Origin of the sequence: Actinacidiphila acidipaludis, assembly GCF_019890725.1 — a bacterium.
GTDB lineage: Bacteria > Actinomycetota > Actinomycetes > Streptomycetales > Streptomycetaceae > Actinacidiphila > Actinacidiphila acidipaludis.
Window position 1 is genome coordinate 314606 of record NZ_JAINZZ010000002.1, and the last position, 25514, is coordinate 340119.

Annotated in this window: 17 protein-coding genes and 1 tRNA gene; 12 read left to right on the forward strand and 6 right to left on the reverse strand. The window is 71.4% G+C overall.

Going from position 1 to position 25514, the window contains the following annotated elements; all coding sequences use genetic code 11:
- Positions 1-60 precede the first annotated feature (60 nt).
- Together K7862_RS03125 and K7862_RS03130 are read left to right on the forward strand one after the other, a co-directional pair.
- A complete protein-coding gene (locus K7862_RS03125) occupies positions 61-1473 on the forward strand; it encodes a pyridoxal phosphate-dependent decarboxylase family protein (RefSeq protein ID WP_222960242.1) in 1413 nt (470 codons plus the stop codon).
- Positions 1470-2966, forward strand: a complete 1497-nt coding sequence (locus K7862_RS03130) for a lysine N(6)-hydroxylase/L-ornithine N(5)-oxygenase family protein (protein ID WP_222960243.1) — start codon at positions 1470-1472, stop codon at positions 2964-2966. Before K7862_RS03125 ends, K7862_RS03130 begins: the two co-directional genes overlap by 4 nt.
- Here K7862_RS03130 and K7862_RS03135 read toward each other — a convergent pair.
- Positions 2935-4758: a bifunctional metallophosphatase/5'-nucleotidase gene (locus K7862_RS03135; protein ID WP_222960244.1), complete on the reverse strand. Its 1824-nt coding sequence runs from the start codon at positions 4756-4758 to the stop codon at positions 2935-2937. The genes K7862_RS03130 and K7862_RS03135 overlap by 32 nt on opposite strands.
- A gap of 259 nt (positions 4759-5017) precedes the next feature.
- Here K7862_RS03135 and pyk point away from each other — a divergent pair, with 259 nt between their 5' ends.
- The 6 genes from pyk (at position 5018) to K7862_RS03165 (ending at position 12787) form a co-directional block, all read left to right on the forward strand.
- Complete coding sequence (gene pyk, locus K7862_RS03140) at positions 5018-6454, forward strand: pyruvate kinase (RefSeq protein WP_222960245.1); 1437 nt, start codon at positions 5018-5020, stop codon at positions 6452-6454.
- Positions 6455-6944: 490 nt separating this feature from the next.
- Positions 6945-8189 carry a branched-chain amino acid ABC transporter substrate-binding protein gene (locus K7862_RS03145; RefSeq protein WP_308011818.1) on the forward strand — a complete coding sequence of 415 codons (1245 nt, stop codon included), beginning with the start codon at positions 6945-6947 and terminating at the stop codon, positions 8187-8189.
- Positions 8190-8345: 156 nt separating this feature from the next.
- The gene (locus tag K7862_RS03150) at positions 8346-9275 is read left to right on the forward strand and encodes a branched-chain amino acid ABC transporter permease (protein WP_222960246.1); all 930 of its coding nucleotides are present in this window, start codon (positions 8346-8348) and stop codon (positions 9273-9275) included.
- Between the two features lie 7 nt (positions 9276-9282).
- A complete protein-coding gene (locus tag K7862_RS03155; RefSeq protein ID WP_222960247.1) occupies positions 9283-11172 on the forward strand; it encodes a branched-chain amino acid ABC transporter permease in 1890 nt (629 codons plus the stop codon).
- Between the two features lie 8 nt (positions 11173-11180).
- The gene (locus tag K7862_RS03160) at positions 11181-12074 is read left to right on the forward strand and encodes an ABC transporter ATP-binding protein (RefSeq protein ID WP_222960249.1); all 894 of its coding nucleotides are present in this window, start codon (positions 11181-11183) and stop codon (positions 12072-12074) included.
- Entirely contained in the window at positions 12071-12787 is a 717-nt protein-coding gene (locus K7862_RS03165; protein ID WP_222960251.1) for an ABC transporter ATP-binding protein, read from the forward strand. Before K7862_RS03160 ends, K7862_RS03165 begins: the two co-directional genes overlap by 4 nt.
- Before the next feature lie 70 nt (positions 12788-12857).
- Here the strand turns inward: K7862_RS03165 and K7862_RS03170 are convergent, their stop codons facing one another.
- Entirely contained in the window at positions 12858-13505 is a 648-nt protein-coding gene (locus tag K7862_RS03170) for an ANTAR domain-containing response regulator (protein WP_222960253.1), read from the reverse strand.
- Positions 13506-13613: 108 nt separating this feature from the next.
- Here K7862_RS03170 and K7862_RS03175 point away from each other — a divergent pair.
- Positions 13614-13688 (forward strand) — tRNA-Leu (locus tag K7862_RS03175).
- A 107-nt stretch (positions 13689-13795) separates the two neighbouring features.
- Positions 13796-14545, forward strand: coding sequence for a transcriptional regulator (locus K7862_RS03180; protein ID WP_222960255.1), 750 nt, complete (start codon positions 13796-13798; stop codon positions 14543-14545).
- 15 nt (positions 14546-14560) lie between these two features.
- On the opposite strand, the gene K7862_RS03185 is transcribed toward K7862_RS03180, so the two are convergent.
- Together K7862_RS03185 and K7862_RS03190 are read right to left on the reverse strand one after the other, a co-directional pair.
- On the reverse strand, positions 14561-15052 hold the full coding sequence (locus tag K7862_RS03185) for a PaaI family thioesterase (protein WP_222960257.1): 492 nt from the start codon (positions 15050-15052) through the stop codon (positions 14561-14563).
- A gap of 38 nt (positions 15053-15090) precedes the next feature.
- A complete protein-coding gene (locus K7862_RS03190; protein ID WP_222960262.1) occupies positions 15091-17361 on the reverse strand; it encodes an FdhF/YdeP family oxidoreductase in 2271 nt (756 codons plus the stop codon).
- A gap of 113 nt (positions 17362-17474) precedes the next feature.
- Between K7862_RS03190 and polA the strand changes: the two genes are divergently transcribed.
- Together polA and K7862_RS03200 are read left to right on the forward strand one after the other, a co-directional pair.
- Entirely contained in the window at positions 17475-20186 is a 2712-nt protein-coding gene (gene polA, locus K7862_RS03195) for a DNA polymerase I (RefSeq protein ID WP_222960265.1), read from the forward strand.
- Between the two features lie 290 nt (positions 20187-20476).
- Positions 20477-21721 (forward strand): lytic transglycosylase domain-containing protein, encoded by a 1245-nt coding sequence (locus K7862_RS03200; RefSeq protein ID WP_222960267.1) that lies wholly within the window; start codon positions 20477-20479, stop codon positions 21719-21721.
- Positions 21722-21838: 117 nt separating this feature from the next.
- On the opposite strand, the gene hrpB is transcribed toward K7862_RS03200, so the two are convergent.
- Both hrpB and K7862_RS03210 read right to left on the reverse strand, forming a co-directional pair.
- Positions 21839-24433 carry an ATP-dependent helicase HrpB gene (gene hrpB / locus K7862_RS03205; RefSeq protein WP_222960270.1) on the reverse strand — a complete coding sequence of 865 codons (2595 nt, stop codon included), beginning with the start codon at positions 24431-24433 and terminating at the stop codon, positions 21839-21841.
- Positions 24430-25284 (reverse strand): class I SAM-dependent methyltransferase, encoded by an 855-nt coding sequence (locus tag K7862_RS03210; RefSeq protein ID WP_222960272.1) that lies wholly within the window; start codon positions 25282-25284, stop codon positions 24430-24432. The genes hrpB and K7862_RS03210 overlap by 4 nt, the downstream gene beginning before the upstream one ends.
- Between the last annotated feature and the right edge of the window lie 230 nt (positions 25285-25514).

Below are 25514 nucleotides of genomic sequence, written 5' to 3' on the forward strand. Positions count from 1 at the left end.
GCCCGATGATCGTTGGACAAGACGCTCGTCGGACACCAACTGCCCAGTGAGGGACCGCACATGCCGATGCCCGGACTCGCCGGCGGCCGCCACGGCGCGGAGGAGCTGCGGCCGCTCGTGGAGACCGTGTACACCGCGCTCGCCGACGGTGCCCGCGACCGGGGCGGCGCGATGCCCGCGGGCGGCCCGGAGGGCGTCGCGGCCCGGCTCGCCCAGGCGGTGGGCGACGTCCTGCCCCGCGGCGGCACCGGCGAGCGCGAAGCCCTGTACACGCTGACGCACGCCCTCGCCGAGGGCTCCGCCGACCCCGCAGAACCGCTCTGCGCAGCCCACCTGCACTGCCCGCCGCTGGCCCTGGCCGCCGCCGCGGACCTCGCCGCCTCCGCGCTGAACCCGTCGATGGACTCCTGGGACCAGGCCCCCGCGGCCAGCGAACTGGAGGCGCGGCTCACCACGGCGCTGGCCGCCCTCGTCTTCCCCGACCTGCCGGCCCCCGACGCCCTGGTCACCACCGGCGGCACCGAGTCCAACCAGCTCGCCCTGCTGCTGGCCAGGGAACGCGCCGCCGGCGGCCCCCGCGTGCAGACCGTCTGCGGCGCCAACGCGCACCACAGCGTGCTGCGCGCCGCGTGGCTGCTGGGCCTGCCCAGTCCCGTCGTGCTGGACACCCCCGCCGGCGTCCTGGACCCCGCCGTCCTGGACGCCGCCCTGGACGAACTGCCGAGCCGCGCCCTGATCGTGGCCACCGCCGGCACCACCGACGCCGGCGCGATCGACCCGCTGCCGGAGGTCGCCAAGGTCGCCGCCCGGCACCGGGCGGAGCTGCACGTGGATGCCGCCTACGGAGGCCCGCTGCTGTTCAGCCGCCGGGAGGCGGCCAAGCTCGACGGCCTGCAGTCGGCGGTGTCCGTCACCCTCGACCTGCACAAGCTCGGCTGGCAGCCGGTCGCCGCGGGCCTGCTCGCGGTGCCCGACGGCACCGCCCTGCGCCCGCTCGACCACCGGGCCGACTACCTCAACGCCCAGGACGACACCGACGCCGGGATGCCCGACCTGCTCGGCCGCTCGCTGCGCACCACCCGCCGCCCCGACATCCTCAAGATCGCCGTCACGCTGCGCGCCCTGGGCCGCGACGGGATGGCCGCGCTCGTGGACGCGGTCTGCGACCTGGCGGCGGTGCTGGCCGCCAAGGTCGACCAGCACCCGCGGCTGACGCTGTACGGGCCGCCGGCCATCAGCACCGTGCTGTTCCGCCCGGCCGGCGCCACCGACGAGGACGTCGCCGAACTGCGCCGCCGCCTGATGTACGAGGGCCGCGCGGTGCTCGGGCGGGCACGCGCCGGCGGCCGGCTGTGGCTCAAGGCCACCCTGCTCAACCCCCGCCTGCGGCCCGAGGACCTCGACGCCCTGCTCGCACTCGCCGCCGGGCCCCCGCACACCACCGGCACCACGGAAGGCAGCACCGCGTCATGACCTCCGTCCCGACGCCCGATCCGGGCCCCGGCCGGCAGAGCCGGCCCGCGCCGCACGACCAGCGGAGCCGTCCCGTCCCCCGGCCCCGGCCCCCCGGCCCCGCCGACGAGCCCTTCGACCTGCTGGGCATCGGCATCGGCCCGTTCAACCTGTCGCTGGCCGCACTCGCCGACGGCGTGCCGGGCCTGGCCGCCGCGTTCTACGACCAGCGGCCCGACTTCCGCTGGCACCCCGGTCTGCTCATCGACGGCGCCACGCTGCAGGTGCCGTTCCTCGCCGACCTGGTGACGCTCGCCGACCCGGCCAGCCACTGGACGTTCCTGAACTACCTCAAGCACCGGGAGCGGCTGTTCCCGTTCTACTTCGCCGAGCGCTTCCACGTGCACCGCGCGGAGTACGACGCCTACTGCCGCTGGGTCGCCGAGTCGCTCCCCAGCACGCACTTCGGGCAGCAGGCCGACACCGTGCGCTGGAACGCCGCCCGCGGGCTGTTCGAGGTCGACCACACCCACCTTGACGAGCACGGCGAGGCGGAGGCCCTGGACCGCACCTACGCCCGCCATCTGGTGCTGGGCATCGGCACCGAGCCGTACGTGCCCGAGCCGCTGCGTCCGCTGGCCGACGCACCGGCCGTGCCGGTGGTGCACTCCGCGCAGTACACCGAGAACCGGGAACGGCTGCTGGCCGCCGAGCACATCACCGTGATCGGCTCCGGCCAGTCCGGCGCCGAGGTCTTCCTGGACCTGCTGCGGGCCCGGCCCGCCGGGTACGAGCGGATCACCTGGCTGGCCCGCACACCGGCCTTCGCGCCGATGGAGTACAGCAAACTCGGCCTGGAGCACTTCACCCCGGACTACACGCGCTACTTCCACGCACTGCCCGAGCAGGTCCGCGACCGGCTGGTGCCGCAGCAGTGGCAGCTCCACAAGGGCATCGACACCGAGACGATCACCGCGATCCACGACGAGCTGTACCGCCGCACCCTGGACGGCGGCTGGCCGGACGCGGTGCTCACGCCGGGGGTGTCGGTGCGCACCGCCGGCCGGCTGGGCAGCCGGGAGGTCGAACTCCACCTGGAGCACGCCGAACAGGGCACCCGCTCCCGGCTGGTGACCAGCGCCGTGGTGCTGGCCACCGGGTACCGGGAGCGGCCGCTGGACCGCCTGCTGGCCCCGCTCGGCCCGGCGCTGCGCACCGACGCCGCCGGCCGCCCGGCCGTCGACGCCCTGCACCGCCTGGAGCTGGACCGCTCGGTCACCGGCCGCGTCTACGTCCAGAACGCCGAACGCCACACGCACGGCGTCGGCGCCCCGGACCTGGGTCTGGCCGCCTGGCGGTCCGCGGTGATCCTCAACGACCTGACCGCGCTCCTGACCGGCGAGGAGCACTACCCCCTGCCGGTCAGGACCGCCTTCACCACCTTCGGCCTCGGCGGGCCGCCGCCCGCCGCCACCGGGACCGCTACGCGAACAGCGGCACTCCGGCACGGGTGAGCCGCCACTGGTCGCCGCCGAACGCCGCCGGGTCGATCGTGCCGTTGGCCTGCACCCAGGCGATGATCGTGTTGCGGATCTCGTCGGAGTTCGACCACACCGACTGCGCGGCCGCCACGTGCGGGTAGTTGCTGCCGCCGCTGGAGCGGTAGTTGTTCACCGCCAGAACGAACTGCGCGGCCGGGTCGATCGGCGCGCCCTGGAACGTCAGGTCGACGATCCGCGAACCGGCCGGCTGCGCGATGTCGATGTCGTAGGACACCCCGCTGAGCACGTCGTAGCTGTAGTCCGGCGTGTTGTTGGCGTTGGTGATCTTGGTGACGTCGACCGGGGCGTCCGGCGCGGTCTGCACGTAGTACGTCGCGGACCACTCCAGGTAGTCCTTGACCTGCGCGCCGGTGAGGATCTTGGCGTCCAGGGTGTTCTCGTAGACGTACAGGCCCGCCACGTCGCGCAGCGACACGTCGCCGGCCGGGATGGCGGCCGTGCGGGAGAACGGCGACGCCTCCGAGAGCACCGGCAGCGACGCGTACGCGGTGCCGGCCAGCGCCTTCTTGACCGTGTCGGCCTGTACCAGGTTGATGAAGTCGATGATCGGGGTGTCCTTGTACGTGGACTCCGCCGCCGACATCGCCTCCTTGCAGGTGCCGATGACCTGGTTGACGTACGCCACGACCTTCTGGTGCTCGTCCTTCACCAGCTGCGCGACGACCGGGTCCTCGGCGACGGTGTTGGCGTTGCGGACCTCGGCGGTCACCGAGGTGACGTGCCAGCGGCCGCGGTCGAACTCCAGGTCGATGTCGAAGACGCTGAGCCGCTCGCCCCAGCACAGCGGCTCGGACAGCACGACGGACTTGCCCGTCTCCTGGTTGACCACGGTCCGGGAGGCCACCTCGCGGTGGGTGTGCCCGACCAGGATCGCGTCGATGCCGGGCACCTGCGCGGCCACCAGCGAGGAGGCGTTCTCCGGGTACGGCACGGAGTCGCCGTAGGAGGTGGCGCCGTCCAGGCCGGAGTGGTCGGTGAGGATCACCACGTCGCAGCCGAGCGCGCGCAGCTTGGGCACGTAGATCTTCGCCTGCTCGACCAGGCCGGGGAAGGCCATCTTCCCCTGGACGTTGGCCTTGTCCCAGATCGCGATGCCGGGATTGGTCAGGCCCAGGATGCCGACCTTGATCCGCGGGCCGCCGTGCACCTCGATCTCCTTGACCAGGTACGGCGGGAAGGCGGGCTTGAGCGTGGTGGCGTCGACGGCGTTGGCGGCCAGCAGCGGGAAGTCGCACTGCTCCTGGAAGGCGCGCAGCAGCGGGATGCCGTAGTTGAACTCGTGGTTGCCGAGAGCGGCCGCGTCGTAGCGCATGTGGTTCATGGCCAGCGCCATCGGGTGCCGGGGGCCGCCGCGGGCGCCGGTGATCGGCTCGACGCGGGCGTAGTAGTAGGACAGTTGGGTGCCCTGGATGATGTCGCCCGCGTCGATCAGCAGGGTGCGGTCGTGGCCCTTCTCGGTCCGCGCCTGCGCGACGAGCGTGGCGACCTTGGCCAGGCCGACGTCGTTGTGGGCGGCGTCGTCGTACTCCGCGTTGGTGAAGTAGTCCCAGTTCAGCGCGTGGCCGTGCAGGTCGGTGGTGCCCAGCACACGCAGGCTGAACGTCTTCGGGGGGCAGCCGTGGCCGGCCTGCCCGTCGGCCGCCTGAGCTGCGGGGGCCGCCACCGCGCCGGCCGCGCCGGCGAGCGCGACGCCCGCGCCGGTGGCGGCCGAGCGGTTGATGAAGTCCCTGCGGTTGAGCGCCATCTGGTCTCCCTGTGGTCCTGCGCACGGCAATCGGTGGAACAACGCGCGTAGATTCTGGACCACGGGACCGCCGGGGCGACACCCCCCTTCCACGACCGGCGTGTGTACGTCACGCAACCGGCCACGGAGGGTTACCGAAGCGCTCATCCGAGCGGACCCCTGCACAGTTCGATACTTGTCAACAAGCTTTAATCCAACAGTCGTTGGACTGTTGCCGGCGTCGCGTTCCCTACCAACGAGTAAGTCATACGCTCGACACATGCGCCGAGCCAAAATTGTCTGCACCCTGGGTCCGTCCACCGACTCTTACGACCAGATCAAGGCACTGGTCGAGGCCGGCATGGACGTCGCCCGCCTGAACCTCAGCCACGGCAGCTACGCCGAGCACGAGGACCGCTACCGACGAGTCCGCAAGGCGGCCGACGAGACCGGCCGCAGCGTGGGCATCCTGGTGGACCTTCAGGGCCCGAAGATCAGGCTCGGCCGTTTCCGTGAGGGCCCGGTACTCCTTGAACGCGGTGACGAGTTCACCATCACTGTCGATGACATCGAGGGTGACCACTCGATCTGCGGCACCACCTACAAGGGGCTGGCCGCCGACGTCGCCCGCGGTGAGCGCATCCTCGTCGACGACGGCCGCGTCACCCTGGAGGTGACCGACGTCGAGGGGCCGCGCGTTCACACCATGTGCATCGAGGGCGGCATGATCTCCGACCACAAGGGCCTCAACCTGCCCGGTGTCGCGGTCTCGGTGCCCGCCCTGTCGGAGAAGGACATCCGCGACCTGCGCTGGGGCCTGCGGGTCGGCGCCGACATCGTCGCGCTGTCCTTCGTCCGCTCCGGCCGCGACGTCGACGACGTGCTGCGCGTGATGGAGGAGGAGGGCCGCCGCGTCCCCGTCATCGCCAAGATCGAGAAGCCGCAGGCGGTGGAGAACCTCGAAGGGATCGTCGACGCCTTCGACGGCATCATGGTCGCCCGCGGCGACCTGGGCGTCGAGATGCCGCTGGAAGCCGTCCCGCTGGTCCAGAAGCGCGCGGTCAAACTCGCCAAGCGCAACGCCAAGCCGGTCATCGTCGCCACCCAGATGCTGGACTCGATGATCGACAACTCCCGGCCGACGCGCGCCGAGGCCAGCGACGTGGCCAACGCGGTCATCGACGGCACCGACGCGGTGATGCTCTCCGGCGAGACCAGCGTCGGCAAGTACCCCGTCGAGACCGTCAAGGTCATGTCCCGCATCGTCTCCGCCGCCGAGCACGACATCCTCGCCGCCGGCCTGCCGCCGCTGACCGAGCGGAGCAAGCCCCGCACCCAGGGCGGCGCCGTGGCCCGCGCGGCCGCCGAGATGGGCGACTTCCTCGGCGCCCGCTTCCTGGTCGCCTTCACCCAGTCCGGCGACACCGTCCGCCGGCTGTCCCGCTACCGCTCGCCCATCCCGGTGCTCGCCTTCACCCCCGAACCGGCCACCCGCTCCCAGCTCAGCCTGACCTGGGGCGTGGAGACGTTCCTCGGCCCGACCGTGCAGACCACCGACGAGATGGTCCAGCAGGTCGACGAGGAACTGCTGCGGATCGGCCGCTGCGCGAAGGGCGACGTCGTCGTGATCACCGCCGGCTCGCCCCCCGGTATGCCCGGAACCACCAACATGGTCCGCGTCCACCACATCGGTGAGGACGACTCCCCGAAGGCGTAATGCGCATAGGGAATTTTGGTACTGACGCAAACATCGTCCCCGTTCGGCGCCGCCGGGCGGGGACGTTCCATTCGTAATCCCGGGACCCGGCAATTAACGCTGTGTAACGCGCACGCAATACAGGCCCAAAGGGGCCCGCCCGGGCGGGCCCCACCCCGGCGACTTCCCGCTATTCCCGCATCCGCCGAACCTGCCGGTCCCTTGCCCCCGGCCCCTTCCGTCACTCCCGCACGCCATGGCGGAAGTGCGGGTTCTCATCATGCGGACGGCGGCGCAAAGCGCCCAAAGGGCGTCCGTAACCTCAGCGGAACCTCAAGAGTTTCCGTTCGGCATAACAAGACAGTCACACTCTTCCCACCCCTCTGCCTGATGTGACACGACGCGCCTAGAGTCACGGCCAGTCACCGCGCCACCGGATTTGTCAGTTCGGCAGCCAGCGCGCGACTCGGCCTCTCATCAGAGACGGCCGCGCCAGGGGAAAGGACTGATCGTGCGACACCGTTCCTTGCTGATTCTGACCTCCGTCCTCGCCACCGGAGCCCTCACCCTCACCGCGTGCGGCTCGCGTAGCGACGACAGCAAGAAGGGCGGAGACAACAGCAGCGGCGGCTCCAAGACCACCGTCGTCATCGGCGTCGACGCGCCGCTGACGGGCGCCAACTCCGCCACCGGCCTGGGCATCCAGTACGGCGTGCAGATCGCGGTCGACGACGCCAACGCCAAGAACCTCGTCCCCGGCGTCACCTTCAAGGTCAAGGCCCTGGACGACAAGGCGCAGCCGGCCACCGGCCAGACCAACGCCACCGCGCTGGTCCAGGAGAGCGACGTCATCGCCGCCGTCGGCCCGCTGAACTCCGGCGTCGCGCAGTCGATGCAGCAGGTCTTCGAGTCCGCCAAGATGGTCGAGATCTCGCCGTCGAACACCAACCCCGCCCTGACCCAGGGCAAGGACTGGGCGACCGGCACCAAGACCCGCCCGTTCACCACCTACTTCCGCACCGCCACCACCGACGCCAACCAGGGCAACTTCGCCGCCGACTACGCGGTCAACACCCTGAAGAAGAAGTCCGCCTTCGTCGTCGACGACAAGCAGACCTACGGCGCCGGCCTCGCGGGCATCTTCCAGGGCAAGTTCAAGTCCCTCGGCGGCAAGATCGCCGGCACCGACCACGTCAACACCGGTGACACCGACTTCTCCGCCCTCGTCACCAAGATCAAGAACTCGCACGCCGACATGGTCTACTACGGCGGCCAGTACGACGAGTCCGAGCTGGTCACCAAGCAGCTCAAGGCCGCCGGCGTGCACATCCCGCTCATGGGCGGCGACGGCATGTACTCCGACACCTACATCAAGACCGCCGGCCAGGCCGCCGAGGGCGACCTCGCCACCTCCGTCGGCGTGCCGGTCGAGACCCTCCCGGCCGCGAAGACCTTCATCGACACCTACAAGTCGAAGGGCTACCCCGGCGACTACGGCACCTACGGCGGCTACTCCTACGACGCCGCCACCGCCATCATCAAGGCCGTCAAGACCGTGATGGACGCCAACGGCGGCAAGCTGCCCAGCGACGCCCGCGCCAAGCTCGTCGACGCCGTCCAGAAGACCGACTTCGACGGCATCGCCGGCCACGTCTCCTTCGACCAGTACGGCGACACCACCAACAAGCAGCTGACCGTGTACCAGGTCAAGGGCGGCAAGTGGACCGCCGTCAAGACCGGCGTCTACAACGGCTGACCCAGCCCAGCACACCCCAGGCCGCGCGGCCGGTCAGCACCGACCGCGCGGCCGCTGCTTCACCCGCACCACCCACCGCACCACCGCAACCCGAGAACCATCGACACCACCCCCGTCACCCGATCACCTGCTCCCCAGCGACATGGAGGCCATGCGGTGCACACCCTGCCGCAACAGCTGGCCAACGGGCTGTTCCTCGGCTCGATGTACGGGCTCATCGCCATCGGCTACACGATGGTGTACGGCATCGTCCAGCTCATCAACTTCGCCCACGGTGAGATCTTCATGACCGGCGCCTTCGGCGCACTCGCGGTCTACACCAATCTCCCGAGCAGCATGTCCATATGGGCCGCGCTCCCGCTGATGCTCGTCGGCGGCGCCATCGTGTCCGTGCTCATCGCCGTCGGCGCCGAACGCTTCGCCTACCGGCCCCTGCGCAACGCCCCACGGCTGGCACCCCTCATCACCGCCATCGGCCTCTCCCTCGCGCTGCAGCAGGCAGTCTTCAACTGGTACCCGCACGCCACCGCGGGCAAGCACTTCCCGCAACTGCCCGGCGGCCCCTTCCACATCGGCTCCGTCGACGTCCAGAGCGGCGACCTCTTCCTGCTCGGCGCAGCCATCGTCTGCATGATCGCCCTCGGCGTCTTCGTCCGCTCCAGCCGCACCGGCCGCGCCATGCAGGCCACCGCCCAGGACCCCGACACCGCCAAGCTCATGGGCGTCGACACCAACCGCATCATCATCATCGCCTTCGCGATCGGCGGCCTGTTCGCCGCCGTCGCCGGCGTCGCCTACGGCCTCAAATACGGCCAGGTCAAGTACGACATCGGCTTCCAGGCCGGCCTCAAGGCGTTCACCGCCGCCGTCCTCGGCGGCATCGGCAACATCTACGGCGCCATGCTCGGCGGCCTCGTCCTCGGCATCGCCGAAGCCTGCGCCACCGCCTACATCGCCAACGTCCCCGGCATGGAACAGTTCGGCGGTGGAGCCTGGGCCCAGGTCTGGGCCTTCGTCCTCCTCATCGTCGTCCTCCTCGTCCGGCCCCAGGGCCTCCTCGGCGAGCGCGTCGCGGACAGGGCGTGATCACGACATGACCGACCTCCCCATCGCCGCAGCCGAAGAAGCCGTCGCCGCCACCGCCACCCACGGCAACCGGCGCACCGCCCCCTTCATCCCCCTGCCGCTCACCGCCGCCCGGGCCACCACCCTCGCCGGCGCCGTGATCACCATCGCCTCCACGTTCATGTCGTGGACCTACACCACCGACTTCCCCGGCGACCTCACCGTCAGCGGTTATCCCGGCGGCCTCCAGATCATGACCCTCATCGGCGCCATCCTCACCGGCGTCGTCGCCCTCGGCACCTTCGGCCTCACCGGCCTGCGCTGGCTCACCCCCAGCCGCACCAACAACGGCGTACTGCTGCTGGCCCTCGCCACCCTCGGCACCACCTGGTACACCGTCATCGACATCGCCGCGAAACTCGGCGGCCTCGCCAACCTCGACCCCGGCGGCTTCGTCGCCTTCATCGGCGCACTCGTCCTCTTCGCCGGCGCCCTCGCCCTGCCCCTCGACCGGCACCCCGAAGAACCCGCCGACGCCGAGTACTACGAACTCGGCCGGGCCGAAGGCATCAGCGCCGTCGTCCGCGGCTACGCCTGGCTGCGCGAAGCCCGCCTGCACCACAGCGAACTGCGCGTCCCCGACGCCCGCAAACTCAACCGCTGGCTGCAACGCCTCGTCATCGTCGTCGTCTACGCCCTCGGCCTGAAAATCCTCACCTTCGGCCTGGCCACCGACTACAGCGACATCTTCATCGGCTACCTCATCGTCCTCGCCGTCGGCGTGTGGGGCCTGAGCGCCGGCGGACTGCTCAAGCAGTTCCAGCAACTCACCCAGCACAACAAGAAGTTCTCCTCCACCGTCGGCGTCCTCACCGCCATCGCCTACCCCTTCGCCCAGAACAACGAACTCTGGGCCAACCTCGGCGCCAGCGTCCTCATCGTCGGCACCGTCGCCCTCGGCCTCAACATCGTCGTCGGCCTCACCGGCCTGCTCGACCTCGGCTACGTCGCCTTCCTCGGCGTCGGCGCCTACACCGCGGCCCTGGTCTCCGGCTCCCCCTTCTCCATCTGGTCCGGCACCCAGTTCCCCTTCTGGGCCGCCGCCCTCGCCGGCATGGGCGCCGCCTGCGTCTTCGGCGTCCTCATCGGCGCCCCCACCCTCCGCCTGCGCGGCGACTACCTCGCCATCGTCACCCTCGGTTTCGGAGAGATCTTCCGCATCATCGTCCGCAACCTCGACGGCGTCAGCGGACCCAAGGTCACCAACGGCCCCAACGGCATCGCACAGATCCCCGACCTGTCCATCTTCGGGTACAACCTCGGCGACACCCACTCCGTCGGATCCTTCACCCTCGGCCGGTTCGCCAACTACTACCTGCTGATGCTCGTCATCACGATCATCGTCGTCCTCGTCTTCACCCGCGCCGCCGACTCCCGCATCGGCCGCTCCTGGATCGCCATCCGCGAAGACGAGACCGCTGCCACCGCCATGGGCATCAACGGCTTCCGCGTCAAACTCGTCGCCTTCGCCCTCGGCGCCTCCCTCGCCGGCCTCGCCGGCACCGTCTTCGCCCACGTCACCAACAGCGTCGTCCCCGACCCCTACGTCTTCTCCGGCTCCGTACCGCCCAACTCCGCCTTCCTGCTCGCCGCCGTCGTCCTCGGCGGCATGGGCACGGTCAGCGGACCCATCCTCGGCGCGGCGCTCCTCTACGTCATCCCGCAGAAGCTCAGCTTCCTGTCCCAGTACGAACTCTTCGCGTTCGGCATCGCCCTCATCCTCATCATGCGATTCCGGCCCGAAGGCATCATCCCCAACCGCCGCCGCCAGCTCGAGTTCCACGAGGACGAGACCCCGGCACCCGGCAACCGTCCGATGGGCGACGACACCGTCCCCGCCACCACGGCAGGGGCGTGAGGCACACCATGACCACCACCATCCCCCAGCAGCCCACCCCCGCCGACGCGGCGGCCGGCGGAACCCTGCTCCAAGCCCGCGGCGTCATCATGCGCTTCGGCGGCCTCACCGCCGTCCGCAACGTCGACCTCACCGTCAACAGCGGCGAGATCGTCGGCCTCATCGGCCCCAACGGCGCCGGCAAGACCACCTTCTTCAACTGCCTCACCGGCCTGTACGTGCCCACCGAAGGCACCGTCAGCTACCGCGGCACCGTCCTCCCCCCCAAACCCCACCTCGTCACCAAAGCCGGCATCGCCCGCACCTTCCAGAACATCCGGCTCTTCGCCAACATGACCGTCCTGGAAAACGTGCTCGTCGGCCGCCACACCCGCACCCGCGAAGGACTGTTCTCCGCCATCGTCCGCGGCCCCGGATTCCACAAAGCCGAACGCGCCAGCCGCGAACGCGCCATGGAACTCCTCGCCTTCACCGGCCTCGCCGACAAAGCCGAACACCTCGCACGCAACCTCCCCTACGGCGAACAGCGCAAGCTCGAAATCGCCCGCGCCCTCGCCAGCGAACCCGGCCTCCTGCTCCTCGACGAGCCCACCGCCGGCATGAACCCCCAGGAAACCCGCGCCACCGAAGAACTCGTCTTCGCCATCCGGGACCAGGGCATCGCCGTCCTCGTCATCGAGCACGACATGCGGTTCATCTTCAACCTCTGCGACCGCGTCGCCGTCCTCGTCCAAGGCGAAAAACTCGTCGAAGGCACCTCCGAAGTCGTCCAGAACGACGAACGCGTCATCGCCGCCTACCTCGGCGAACCCTTCGAAGGCGCCCCCGCCGACGAAGACGGCACCCCGGCCGCCACGGCCGACGACGCGAGCACCACCAGCGAGCAGGAGAACGACCGATGACCGCACTCCTGGAAGTCGAGGACCTCCGCGTCGCCTACGGCAAGATCGAAGCCGTCAAAGGCATCTCGTTCTCCGTCGAAGCCGGCCAAGTCGTCACCCTCATCGGCACCAACGGCGCCGGCAAGACCACCACCCTGCGCACCCTCAGCGGACTCCTCAAACCCATCGGCGGCCGCGTCCGCTTCGACGGCAAAGTCCTCACCCGGGTCCCCGCACACAAGATCGTCGCCCTCGGACTCGCCCACTCACCCGAAGGCCGCCACATCTTCCCCCGCCTCACCATCGAGGAAAACCTCAAACTCGGCGCCTACCTCCGCAAAGACACCACCGGCATCACCAAGGACATCAACCGCGCCTACGACCTCTTCCCCATCCTCGGCGAACGCCGCAAACAAGCCGCAGGCACCCTCTCCGGCGGCGAACAGCAAATGCTCGCCATGGGCCGCGCCCTGATGTCCCAGCCCAAACTGCTCATGCTCGACGAACCCTCCATGGGCCTGTCACCGATCATGATGCAGAAGATCATGGCCACCATCGTCGAACTCAAGGCCCAAGGCACCACCATCCTGCTCGTCGAACAGAACGCCCAAGCCGCGCTCTCCCTCGCCGACCAGGCCCACGTCATGGAAATCGGCACCATCAAACTCTCCGGCACCGGCCAGGACCTCCTCCACGACGAAGGCGTCCGCAAGACCTACCTCGGCGAGGACTGACCACCCCCACCACCAACACGAAGGGCCCCGGCACACCAAAAGCGCCGGGGCCCTTCGCCACACCGCGGACCTACTTCTCCGCGACCTCGTCGATCACCGCCTGCGCCACCGCCTGCATCGACATCCGCCGATCCATCGACGTCTTCTGAATCCACCGGAACGCCGCCGGCTCCGACAACCCGTACCGCGTCTGCAGCACACTCTTCGCCCGGTCCACCAGCTTCCGCGTCTCCAGCCGCTGCGCCAGATCCGCGACCTCCGCCTCCAGCGCCCGCAACTCCTGGAACCGGCTCACCGCCATCTCGATCGACGGCACCAGATCACTCTTCGTGAACGGCTTCACCAGATACGCCATCGCCCCGGCATCCCGCGCCCGCTCCACCAGCTCCCGCTGCGAGAACGCCGTCAGCATCAGCACCGGAGCCAACTTCGCCCCCGCGATCCGCTCCGCCGCCGAGATCCCGTCCAGCACCGGCATCTTCACATCCAGGATCACCAGATCCGGCCGCAGCTCCTCCGTGAGCTGCACCGCCGTCTCCCCGTCCCCCGCCTCACCGACGACGGAATACCCCTCCTCCTCCAGCATCTCCTTCAGATCAAGCCGGATCAGCGCCTCGTCCTCCGCGATGACGACCCGCGTCGTCGTCGGAGGCACGTGCGACTGCTCGCCCTGAGCCTGCTCATCCTGGGGCGTCGGGGACTCTTCGGGGGCGCTCACGATGCTCCTTGTGCTCCTCGGCTGGTGGAGGGGTACTGCACCCTGAGCCTACCTAGCTCCGGTAGAGTTTGAGTGCGGGGGATGTAGGCTATCCTCTGTTTCGATGGAGCCCCGGTACTCCAACTGGTTAGAGAGGCGGCTCTCAAACAGCCGACAGTGTGGGTTCGAATCCCACCCGGGGTACATAGCCTTCAAATCGAAGATCACCGCACCTTTTGCAGGGTCACTGAACAGGGTGAACTTGTGGGCGATTCGCGCCATTCGCCGCAGGATTCGCACAGAGTTGCGGCATGTACGACCTCGACACCCGCCACGCGGCCCTGCTCCTGATCGCATCCGGCCGCAGCGTCAACAGTGTGAGCCGTGAGACCGGCATATCCCGTTGGGCGCTCCGCCAGTGGCGCACCCACGGCATCGAACCGGTCAGCGCCGGCGCCCAGCCCCTGCGGACCGACGGTCCCGCCTATCCCTATCTCCTCGGCCTCTACCTGGGCGACGGCTGCATCAGCGCGCACCGCCGCGGCGTGTACGTCCTGCGCATCGCCTGCGCCGACTCCTGGCCGGGCCTGGCGGATGCCTGTGAGAAGGCCATCCGCGAGGTGCGCCCCGGCGGTGCCGTCTGCCGGGTGCGGCAACAGGGGTGCGCCCAGATCACGTCGACGAGCAAGCAGTGGCCGGTCGTCTTCCCGCAGCACGGCCCCGGGAAGAAGCACGAGCGGACGATCGCGCTGGAGCCATGGCAGCAGGAAATCGTCGGCGCGCATCCGTGGGAGTTCGTCAAGGGGCTGATCGACTCCGACGGGTGCCGGATCACCAACTGGACCGAGCGGACGGTCGCGGGTGTCCGCAAGCGCTACGAGTATCCGCGGTACTTCTTCACGAACACCTCGGCCGACATCCGGCGGCTCTTCACGGACACGCTGGACTCACTCGGAGTGGCGTGGACGGAGACCCGGCGGCGAGGCGGCGCGTACAACGTCTCCGTGGCCCGGCGGGCCTCCGTCGCCGAGATGGACCGGCACGTCGGGCCGAAGAGCTGACGCCGCGGGGGGGATTCAGGCGCCGGTGCCGTTGGTGGAGGTGCTGGGGGTGGCGGGCCGCAGCATGCAGGTGAGGCGGGCGGTGCAGACGCGTTTGCCGGTGGTGTCGTCGGTGATGGCGATCTCGTAGGTGGCGGAGGAGCGGCCGCGGTGGACGGGGGTGGCGGTGCCGGTGACGGTGCCGCTGCGGAGGCCGCGGTGGTGGGTGGCGTTGAGGTCGACGCCGACGGCGACCTTGGAGGGGCCGCCGTGGAGCATGGCGCCGATGGAGCCGAGGGTTTCGGCGAGGACGGCGGAGGCGCCGCCGTGGAGGAGTCCGTAGGGCTGGGTGTTGCCTTCGACGGGCATGACGCCGACCACCTTGTCGGGTGCTGCTTCCAGGATCCGGATGCCCATGCGTTCGCCGAGGTGTCCGGCGGAGAAGAGGGCGGGCAGGTCGATGCCGAGGCCGGCGTACTGCTCGAGGATCTCCGGGGGGAAGTAGGTGGTGGTGGTCTGGTCGCCCATGGAGCGGGACTCCGTTCGTGCTGGTCTGGTGGTGGGGGTCAGTGGCGTTCGAGGCGGATGACGACGGATTTGGCGGCGGGGGTGTTGCTGGTGTCGGCGGTGTGGTCGAGCGGGATGAGGACGTTGGTCTCGGGGTAGTAGGCGGCGGCGCAGCCTCGGGGGGTGGGGTAGTGGACGACGCGGAAGCCTTCGGCGCGGCGTTCGGTGCCGTCGGTCCATTCGCTGACGAGGTCGGTGTAGTCGCCGTCGGTGAGGCCTGCGGCGGTTGCGTCGTCGGGGTGGACGAGGACGACGCGGCGGCCGTTCTTGATGCCGCGGTAGCGGTCGTCGAGGCCGTAGATGGTGGTGTTGTACTGGTCGTGGGAGCGGAGGGTCTGCAGGAGCAGGCGGCCTTCGGGGACGGTGGGGTATTCGAGGGGTGCGGCGGTGAAGTTGGCTTTGCCGGTGGCGGTGGGGAAGGTGCGGGTGTCGCGGGGGGCGTGGGGGAGGGTGAAGCCGCCGGGGTGCCGGACGCGGGTGTTGAAGTCGTCGAAGCCGGGGACGACGCGGGCGATGCGGTCGCGGATGAGGTCGTAGTCGTTCTCGAAGTCGGCCCAGGGGGTGGTGGTGTGGGGGCCGAGGGTGGCGCGGGCGAGGCGGCTGATGATGGCGGGTTCGGAGAGCAGGTGGGGTGAGGCGGGGGTGAGGTTCCCGTGGGAGGCGTGGACCATGCCCATGGAGTCCTCGACGGTGACGAACTGGTCGCCGGTGGCCTGGTGGTCCTTCTCGGTGCGGCCGAGGGTGGGGAGGATGAGGGCGCGTGCTCCGGTGACGGCGTGGGAGCGGTTGAGTTTGGTGGAGACGTGCACGGTCAGCCGGGCTTTGCGGACGGCGGCTTCGGTGACGGTGCTGTCGGGGGTGGCGGCGACGAAGTTGCCGCCCATGGCGAAGAAGACCTTGGCGGTGCCGTCGCGGAGGGCGCGGATGGCGCGGACGACGTCGAGGCCGTGGTGGCGTGGGGGTTCGAAGCCGAATTCGTCGCGGAGTGCGTCGAGGAAGGCGGTGGTGGGGCGTTCGAAGATGCCCATGGTGCGGTCGCCCTGGACGTTGGAGTGTCCGCGGACGGGGCAGACGCCGGCGCCGGCGCGGCCGATGTTGCCCTGGAGGAGGAGGACGTTGACGACTTCGCGGATGGTGGGGACGGAGTGTTTGTGCTGGGTGAGTCCCATGGCCCAGCAGACGATGGTGCTGCGGGAGTCGCGCAGGAGGGTGTGGAGTTCTTCGATCTGGGTGCGGGTGAGGCCGGTGGCGGTCTCGACGTCGTTCCAGTCGGTGGCGCGTGCGGTGGCGGCGTAGTCGTCGTAGCCGTGGGTGTGCTGGTCGACGAAGTCGTGGTCGACGTGGTCGTTCTCGATGAGGAGGCGGCCGAGGGCGCGGAAGAGTGCTTGGTCTCCGCCGAGGCGTATGGGCAGGTGGAGGTCGCTGAGGCGGGTGCCGCGGCCGGCGAGTCCGTTGGCGGTCTGGGGGTTCTTGAAGCGTTCGAGTCCGGCTTCGGGCAGGGGGTTGACGCTGACGATGGTGGCGCCGGCGTGCTTGGCCTGTTCGAGGGCGGAGAGCATGCGGGGGTGGTTGGTGCCGGGGTTCTGGCCGGCGACGATGATGAGGTCGGCGCGGTGGAGGTCGTCGAGGAGGACGCTGCCTTTGCCGACGCCGAGGGTTTCGGTGAGGGCGCTGCCGGACGACTCGTGGCACATGTTGGAGCAGTCGGGCAGGTTGTTGGTGCCGTATTCGCGGGCGAAGAGCTGGAGGAGGAAGGCTGCTTCGTTGCTGGTGCGGCCTGAGGTGTAGAAGACGGCTTCGTCGGGGGTGTCGAGGGCGGTGAGTTCCTCGGCGACGAGAGCGAGGGCGCGTTCCCAGGGGATGGGTTCGTAGTGGTCGGCGCCTTCGGGGAGGTACATGGGCTGGGTGATGCGGCCCTGCTGGCCGAGCCAGTAGCCGCTGCGCCCGGCGAGGTCGGAGACGGGGTGGGCGGCGAAGAAGTCGGGGGTGACGCGGCGGAGGGTGGCTTCTTCCGCGACGGCTTTGGCGCCGTTCTCGCAGAACTCGAAGGTGTGGCGTTTGCCGCCCTCGGGCCAGGCGCATCCGGGGCAGTCGAAGCCGTTCTTCTGGTTCACCTTGAGGAGGGTGAGGGTGGCGCGGCGGGCTCCCATCTGGGCGCCGGCGACCTTCATGGTGTGTCCGATGGCGGGCAGGCCGGCGGCGGACTGCTTGGGCACGGTGACGTGGGGTGCGTCCTGGACGGGGTCTCCGGCGGGGGGCTTCGTTGCCATACCCACGATCCTGCCACTGTTCCGCGGGGTGGTGGCCGGTGGGGAGGGGACGGCTTGGGGCGCGGTCGTGCGGGCGTCGGGGGTTGTCGGTGCTGCGTGGGAGGATCGGGGCTGTGGCAGAGAAAGCGACGAAGACGACGACCGACCGCCCCCGGCTGATGCTGCTGGACGGGCATTCGCTGGCGTACCGGGCGTTCTATGCGCTGCCGGTGGAGAATTTCAGTACGGCCACCGGTCAGCCGACGAATGCCATTTACGGTTTCACGTCGATGCTGTCGAACACGTTGCGTGACGAGCAGCCGACGCATCTGGCGGTGGCGTTCGACGTGTCGCGCAAGACGTGGCGGTTCGACGAGTATCCGGAGTACAAGGCGACGCGGTCGAAGACGCCGGACGAGTTCCGCAGTCAGGTGGCTCTGATCGGGGAGCTGCTGGACGCGATGCGGGTGAGCCGTTTCGCGGTGGAGGGGTTCGAGGCGGACGACATCATCGCGACGCTGGCCACGCAGGCGGAGGCGCTGGGGTACGAGGTGCTGATCGTCACGGGTGACCGGGACGCCTTCCAGCTGGTGTCGGATCATGTGACGGTGCTGTATCCGACGAAGGGTGTGTCGGAGCTGACGCGGTACACGCCGGCGAAGGTGGAGGAGCGGTACGGGCTGACGCCGGCGCAGTATCCGGACTTCGCGGCGTTGCGGGGTGATCCGTCGGACAATCTGCCGGGTATTCCGGGGGTGGGGGAGAAGACCGCCGCCAAGTGGATCACGCAGTTCGGTTCGTTCCGTGAGTTGTGCGAGCGGGTCGACGAGGTGAAGGGCAAGGCGGGGGAGAATCTCCGGGCGCATCTGGAGGCGGTGAAGCTGAACCGCCGCCTGACGGAGATGGTCAGGGACGTGGCGCTGGACGCGGGGCCGGCGGAGCTGGAGCGGCCGGCGTACGACCGGGAGACGCTCGGGGGTGTGCTGGACGCGCTGGAGTTCCGTAATCCGAATTTCCGGGAGCGGTTGTTCGCGGCGGATCCGGGTGCGGCGGAGGAGGAGGCGGCGGTCGCCGCGGGTGTGGCGGTCGACGGTGTGGTGCTGGCGGCGGGGGAGCTGCCGGGCTGGCTGGAGGGTCGGGCGGGGGAGCTGCTGGGCCTGTCGAGTGTGGACACGTGGTCGCTGGGCAGCGGTGGTGTCTCGCAGATCGCGCTGGCCGGTGCGGAGGGCGCGGCGTGGTTCGATCCGGCGCGGCTGGACGAGGCCGACGAGCGGGCGTTCGCGGGGTGGCTGGCCGATCCGGACCGGCCGAAGGTGGTGCACAACGCGAAGAACGTGGCGCGGGTGTTCGCCGAGCACGGCTGGCAGGTGGCGGGTGTCACGATGGACACGGCGCTCGCGGCGTATCTGATCAAGCCGGGGCGCCGGTCGTTCGCGCTGGATGTGCTGTCGGTGGAGTATCTGGGCCGGGAGCTGGCGCCCGCGGAGGGCGGTAGTGGGCAGCTGGCGTTCGGTGAGGAGGACGACGGCGAGGCGGCCGCGGCCGAGGCGCTGATGGTGCAGGCCCGTACGGTGCTGGATCTGGGGGAGGTGTTCGGGCAGCGGCTGCCGGAGGTGGGTGCCGCGGAGCTGCTGCAGGACGTGGAGCTGCCGATCTCGGCGTTGCTGGCGCGGATGGAGCGGGCGGGGATCGCCGCCGACCGGGCTCATCTGGAGGGGCTGGAGCAGCAGTTCGCGGCGGCGGTGCAGCACGCGGTGTCGGAGGCGCACGCGGCGGTGGGGCACGAGTTCAATCTGGGGTCGCCGAAGCAGCTGCAGGAGGTGCTGTTCGGGGAGCTGGGTCTGCCGAAGACGAAGAAGACGAAGACGGGTTACACCACGGACGCGGACGCGTTGGCGTGGCTGGCGGCGCAGACCGAGCACGAGCTGCCGGTGATCATGCTGCGCCATCGTGAGCAGGCGAAGCTGCGGGTGACGGTGGAGGGTCTGGTGAAGACCGTCGCGCCGGACGGGCGGATCCACACGACGTTCAGCCAGATCGTGGCGGCGACGGGCCGGCTGTCGTCGACGGATCCGAATCTGCAGAACGTTCCGGTGCGGACGGACGAGGGCCGGGCGATCCGCCGTGGGTTCGTGGTGGGTGAGGGTTATGAGTCGCTGCTGACGGCGGACTACAGTCAGATCGAGCTGCGGGTGATGGCTCATCTGTCGGAGGACGAGGGTCTGATCGCGGCGTTCACCTCGGGTGAGGATCTGCACAGTACGGTCGGCTCGCATGTGTTCTCGGTGGAGCGGGACCGGGTCGACGCGGAGATGCGCCGCAAGATCAAGGCGATGTCGTACGGGCTGGCGTACGGGTTGTCGGCGTTCGGGTTGTCGCAGCAGCTGGCGATCGAGGCGGCTGAGGCGCGGGCGTTGATGGAGACGTACTTCGAGCGGTTCGGCGGGGTGCGGGACTATCTGCACCGGGTGGTGGAGGAGGCCCGGATCACCGGGTACACCGAGACGCTGCTGGGGCGCCGCCGTTATCTGCCGGATCTGACGAGCGACAACCGGCAGCGCCGGGAGATGGCCGAGCGGATGGCGTTGAACGCGCCGATCCAGGGGTCGGCGGCGGATATCGTGAAGATCGCGATGCTGCGGGTCGACGAGGCCCTGGCGAAGGAGCAGTTGGCGTCGCGGCTGCTGCTGCAGGTGCACGACGAGATCGTGGTCGAGGTGGCGCCGGGGGAGCGGGAGGCGGTGGAGGAGCTGGTGCGCCGGGAGATGGCGGGCGCGTATCCGCTGCGGGCGCCGCTGGATGTGTCGGTGGGCTGGGGCCGGGATTGGGAGTCCGCGGCGCACTGAGTGGTCGGCGGGGGCTGGTGCGGTCCGGCGGCCCGGGCGGGTTGCCGGGCCGGCCGGGCCCACGCGGGTCTGCCGGGCCCGGCTGGGTCTGCCGGGTTCGGCCGGGGGGTGAACGGGCCGGGTCTCCTCGGTGAAGGGACTGCCGAGGAGCGGCGGCGGCGCGGTGAATTGCGCGGATTCGTCCCCTGTGGATTGCTGTCGGCCTGTGGTCCAGGGGCTGAAGTTGCCGTAGGGTCAGTCGGGTTGTGGCGCCGGAGCGGCGCCCACGTCGTCTGTGGGAGGGGACCGCGATGGCAGCGCGGCGGTACGGCCGGAGGCTTCGCAGGGGTGCGGCAGGGACGGCGGTGGCCGCCGCGGCGATGGCGGCGCTGAGCGCGTCGCAGGCGCCCGGGCTGCTCGGCATCGCCCATGCGGCGACGCAGGGTTCGCAGGCCGGGCAGCAGTCGGACACGCCCCCGCCCGGCCCGCAGATCGACGGTGGTTCGCCCTACATCACCGACGTGCCGCCGCTGAAGACCCCCACCGGCCCGGTGGCGCCGACGCCCGGCGGTGGGCCCGTGGTGAGCATTCCGTCGGGCGCGAGCCTGCCGACGACGGTGCTGGCCGCCTACGAGCGGGCGCAGGCGTCCCTGGCGCAGTCCCAGCCCGGCTGTCATCTGCCGTGGCAACTCCTGGCCGGCATCGGGCAGGTGGAGTCCGGTCAGGCCCGGGGCGGCGCCGTCGACGCGAACGGCACGACGCTGTCGCCGATCCTCGGCCCGGTCCTCAACGGCAAGGGCTTCGCGAACATCCCGGACACCGACGGCGGCCGCTGGGACGGCGACCCGGTGCACGACCGCGCGGTCGGCCCGATGCAGTTCATCCCCTCCACCTGGCAGACGTGGGGCGCGGACGGCAACGGTGACGGGGTGAAGGACCCCAACAACGTGTACGACGCGGCGCTCGCGGCCGGCGACTACCTGTGCGCCGACGGCCGTGACCTGGCGGTGCCGCACGACATGGACCGGGCGATCCTCGGCTACAACCACTCGCAGGCCTATCTGAACCTGGTGCGGGCCTGGTACGAGCACTTCATGCAGGGCGGCCCGGTGGCGGTTCCGGACCGCAAGGGCACCCCCGGTCCCGCGGTCACCCCGGAGCCCAACCCGTCGACGTCTCCGGTGTCGTCGCCGTCGGCTCCCGCGGGCACCCCGCCGCACCCGGGCGTCACCATCGGCGGTGTCGTCAGCCCGGCGCCGCCGAACGGGCTGCCGCACCCGAGCACCAGCCCCACGGGTTCGCCGACGACGCCGCCCACCACGCCGCCGACGACCCCGCCCACCACGCCGCCGACGACGACGCCGCCCACGACTCCGCCGACCACGCCGCCCACGGGCTGCCCGACGCAGACGCCGACGCCGACGGAGACCCCGACGCCGACGGAGACGCCCACGCCGACCGGCAGCAGCACCCCGGACCCGTGCGCGACGCCCACGCCGAGCCCTTCGGGCGCGGCCACCGGCGCGGCCCTCGCCTCGCCCAGCGCGACGAAGTGACGGTCTGACACCGGTTCCTGCCCGACGGCCGGCCCCCGCCCGACGACGGCGGGAGCCGGCCGTTCGCGGCTCCCGGACCCGGCCGGCGCATCCCGCCGGCCCCGCGGGCCGACCCGCTCAGCCCTTGCGGGGGTTGGTGCGGCGGGTGGCCGCCGCGGTCGACGGGTCCTCCGGCCAGGGGTGCCGGGGATAGCGGCCGCGCAGCTCCGCGCGCACCGCGCGGTAGCCCTCCTGCCAGAACGACGCCAGGTCCGCGGTGACCGCGGCGGGACGCCCGGCGGGCGACAGCAGATGCACCAGCACCGGCACGCCCGCCACCCGCGGGGTCTCCCGCAGCCCGAACAACTCCTGGAGTTTGACGGCCAGGACCGGCTGCTCGCCGCTGTAGTCGAGGCGGACGCGGGAGCCGCTGGGCACCTCCAGCCGCTCCGGAGCCAGCTCGGCGAACCGCGCCGCCTGGCCGCTCGCCCACGGCAGCAGCCGCGGCAGCACCTCGCCGGCCTCCACCCGCGCCAGGTCCGCCCGGCGCCGGGCCCGCCCCAGCTCCGGGCCCAGCCATTCCTCGGCGCGTTCCAGCAGGGCGTCCTCGGACACGTCCGGCCAGGGCTCACCCAGCACACGGTGCAGGAACGCCACGCGCTGCCGCGTCTCGCCGGCCTCCCGCGACCACCGCAGCAGTCCGGTGCCCTCGGCCCGCAGCCCCGCCAGCAGCGCCCCGCGCACCGCGGCCGGATCCGGACCGCTCAGCGGCGCCGCGGCCAGCTCCACCGCGCCGAGCCGCTCCACGCGCCGGGCCACGACGTCGCCGCCGCTCCAGCGCACCTCCTCGTACGTCTCCAGCAGGCCGCCCGCGGCGAGCCGCGCCGTCTCCTCGTCGGTCACCGCGGCCAGCCGCACCCGCGCGTCCGTCGTGCCCGCGCCGCGTTCGGCCACCGCGACGGCCAGCCACTCGGCCTCGCCCAGCGCGCCGCCGACCACGGCGGCCGTACCGCCGGCCATCAGATGGCCGCCGCCGGGCCGCCGGCGCGCCACGCGCTCCGGGAACGCCAGTGCCGCCACCAGCCCGGCCGCGTCCTCGTCGCCCCACCGCGCGCGACGCGCCCCGGCCTGCTGCCCCGGCCGGCCCGTGCCGGCCGCGGCAGCCACGGTTCCCTCTGTGCCTTCGGGGTCTTCGGGGTCTTCGGGCAGCCTCCCCGCGTCGCCGGCGGACAGGGCCGAGCGCAGGCGGCGGGACTCGGTGTGCCAGCGGGCGGTGAAGGCGTCACCGCCGCGGCGGGCGGTGTGCCAGGCGGCCGCGAGATCGGGCCCGTATGCGGACGGCACCTCCTCCGAGAGCAGGGCCGTGATGCCGGCCGCCCGGTCCGCGCCGATCAGTGGCGCCGCGTCCAGCAGGGCGCGGGCCAGCCGCGGTTGCAGGCCGAGCAGCGCCAGGGCGCGCCCGCGCGCGGTGGCCCGGCCCGCGGAGTCGACCGCGGCTAGATCGTGCAGGACCGTGCGGGCCGCGGCGAGCGCGCCCGGCGGCGGGGCGTCGAGCAGCGCCAGGCCGGCGGCGTCCGGGTCACCCCAGCAGGCGGCCCGCAGCGCGAACGCGGTCAGGTCGGCCAGGGCGATCTCGGGCGCGGGACGGGCCGGGAGCCGGGCGTGCTCCGCCTCGGCCCAGCAGCGGTAGACGGTGCCGGGGGCCTCGCGGCCGGCCCGGCCCGCGCGCTGCTCGGCGGCGGCCCGCGACGCGCGGACCGTCGTCAGCGCGCCCAGGCCCCGGGCGTGGTCGGTGCGCGGCTCGCGGGCCAGCCCGCAGTCGACGACCACCCGCACGCCGGGCACGGTCAGGCTCGACTCGGCGACCGAGGTGGCCAGCAGCACCCGCCGCCCCTCGCCGGGCGCGAGCGCCGCGTCCTGGACGGCGGCCGGGGCCCGCCCGTGGAGCTGCAGCACCTCCGTGCCGGCCAGGCCCGTCAGCAGGCCGGCGACCCGGCCGATCTCGCCGACGCCGGGCAGGAAGCACAGCACGTCGCCGTCGTGCTCGCGCAGCGCCCGCCGTACCGTCGCCGCCACGTGCTCCAGCAGCGCGGGGTCCACCCGCATGCCGTGCGGGGGCCGCACCGGCCGCGGCGGCGGCGCCCATGTGACGGCGACCGGGTGCAGGACGCCCGCGGCCTCCACCACGGGCCCGCCCAGCAGCCGCGACCAGGCGGCGGTGTCCGTCGTCGCGGACGCGGCCACCACCTTCAGCCCCGGCCGCAGCACGGCCCGCACGTCCAGCAGGAACGCCATCGCGGTGTCCGCGTCCAGGTGCCGCTCGTGGCACTCGTCGAGCATCACCGTGCCGACGCCCGGCAGCTCCTGGTCGCGCTGCAGCCGCTGCAGCAGCACACCGGTGGTGACCACCTCGATCATCGTGCGCGCCGAGACCCGCCGCTCCCCGCGGACGGTGTAGCCGACGGTCCCGCCGAGCCGCTCGCCCAGCAGCCACGCCATCCGCCGCGCCGCGGCCCGCACCGCCATCCGCCGCGGCTCGGCCACCAGCACCCGGCCGCCGTCGCCGAACGCCTCGGCCAGCAGCAGCGGCACCAGCGTGGTCTTCCCGGTGCCCGGCGGCGCCGCCAGCACCGCGCAGCCGCCTCCGCGCAGCGCGGCCAGCAGGCCGGGGACGACGGAGGCGACCGGCAGCGCCAGGCCCTCGGGACGGATCGGCCCCGGCGCCGGCGTCATTCCGCGACGCACACGAAGATCGCCGTGCCCGGCAGCAGGCGGCCCCGCAGCGGCGACCAGCCGCCCCACTCCTGGGTGTTCCACTGCGGCCACTCCGGCTCCACGAGATCCACCAGCCGCAGGCCGGCCGCGGTGATCTCCCGGACCCGGTCGCCGAGCGTGCGGTGGTGCTCCACGTACACCGCCAGGCCCCGGTCGTCCTGCTCCACGTACGGGGTGCGGTCGAAGTAGGAGGCGGCGGCCGTCAGGCCCTCGGGGCCCGGCTCGTCGGGGAAGGCCCAGCGCACGGGGTGGGTGACCGAGAAGACCCAGCGGCCGCCGGGCCGCAGCACCCGCCGCACCTCCCGCTGCACCCGCGCGGAGTCCGCCACGAACGGCAGCGCCCCGTACGCCGAGCAGGCCAGGTCGAAGGAGGCGTCGGCGAACGGCAGCCGGCCCGCGTCGGCCTGCACCAGCGCGATCCGCCCGCCGACCGCGGCGTCGTCGGCGTTCCCGCCGCCGGAGGGCAGGGCCGCCTCGTCGATGCGCCGCGCGTGCTGGAGCTGCCGGCGGGAGAGGTCGAGCGCCACCGGCCGGGCGCCCTGGGCGGCCAGCCAGCGCGAGCACTGCGCCGCGCCCGCGCCGATCTCCAGGACCGCCTTGTCCTTCAGTTCCGCCGCCGGGCCCAGCAGTCCGGCCTCCGCCTCGTCGAGCCCCTCCGGGCCCCACACGAAGCGGGCGTCGCCGAGGAAGTCGCCGTGCTCGAGCTGGTACTCGTCCGCGTTCCGGTCCCACCAGTGGCGGCTGGCCCTGCTGCTCTCCGTGCCACCGGCAATACGACGGGTAGCTTCGGGTTCAGGTCCTTGGATCATCGCGGCAGTCGTCGTACTCTCTGGTGAGACCTGCGGGGTGGGCGAGTTGCTCCGGTTCGGTCCGATACGCGCGTGGTGCGCTCTTCGTGCATTGACCGTGCCCGGCTGCCCCCGTATGCTACAAGTTGCGCTGCGAGCCTGCGCGCCTCAGACGGAGCAGGTCACGCTCGACACTGTCGCAGTCCCCTTGGCCCAGCGGTCCTCGGCCTCCGAGGCCCGGCCGCACTGGA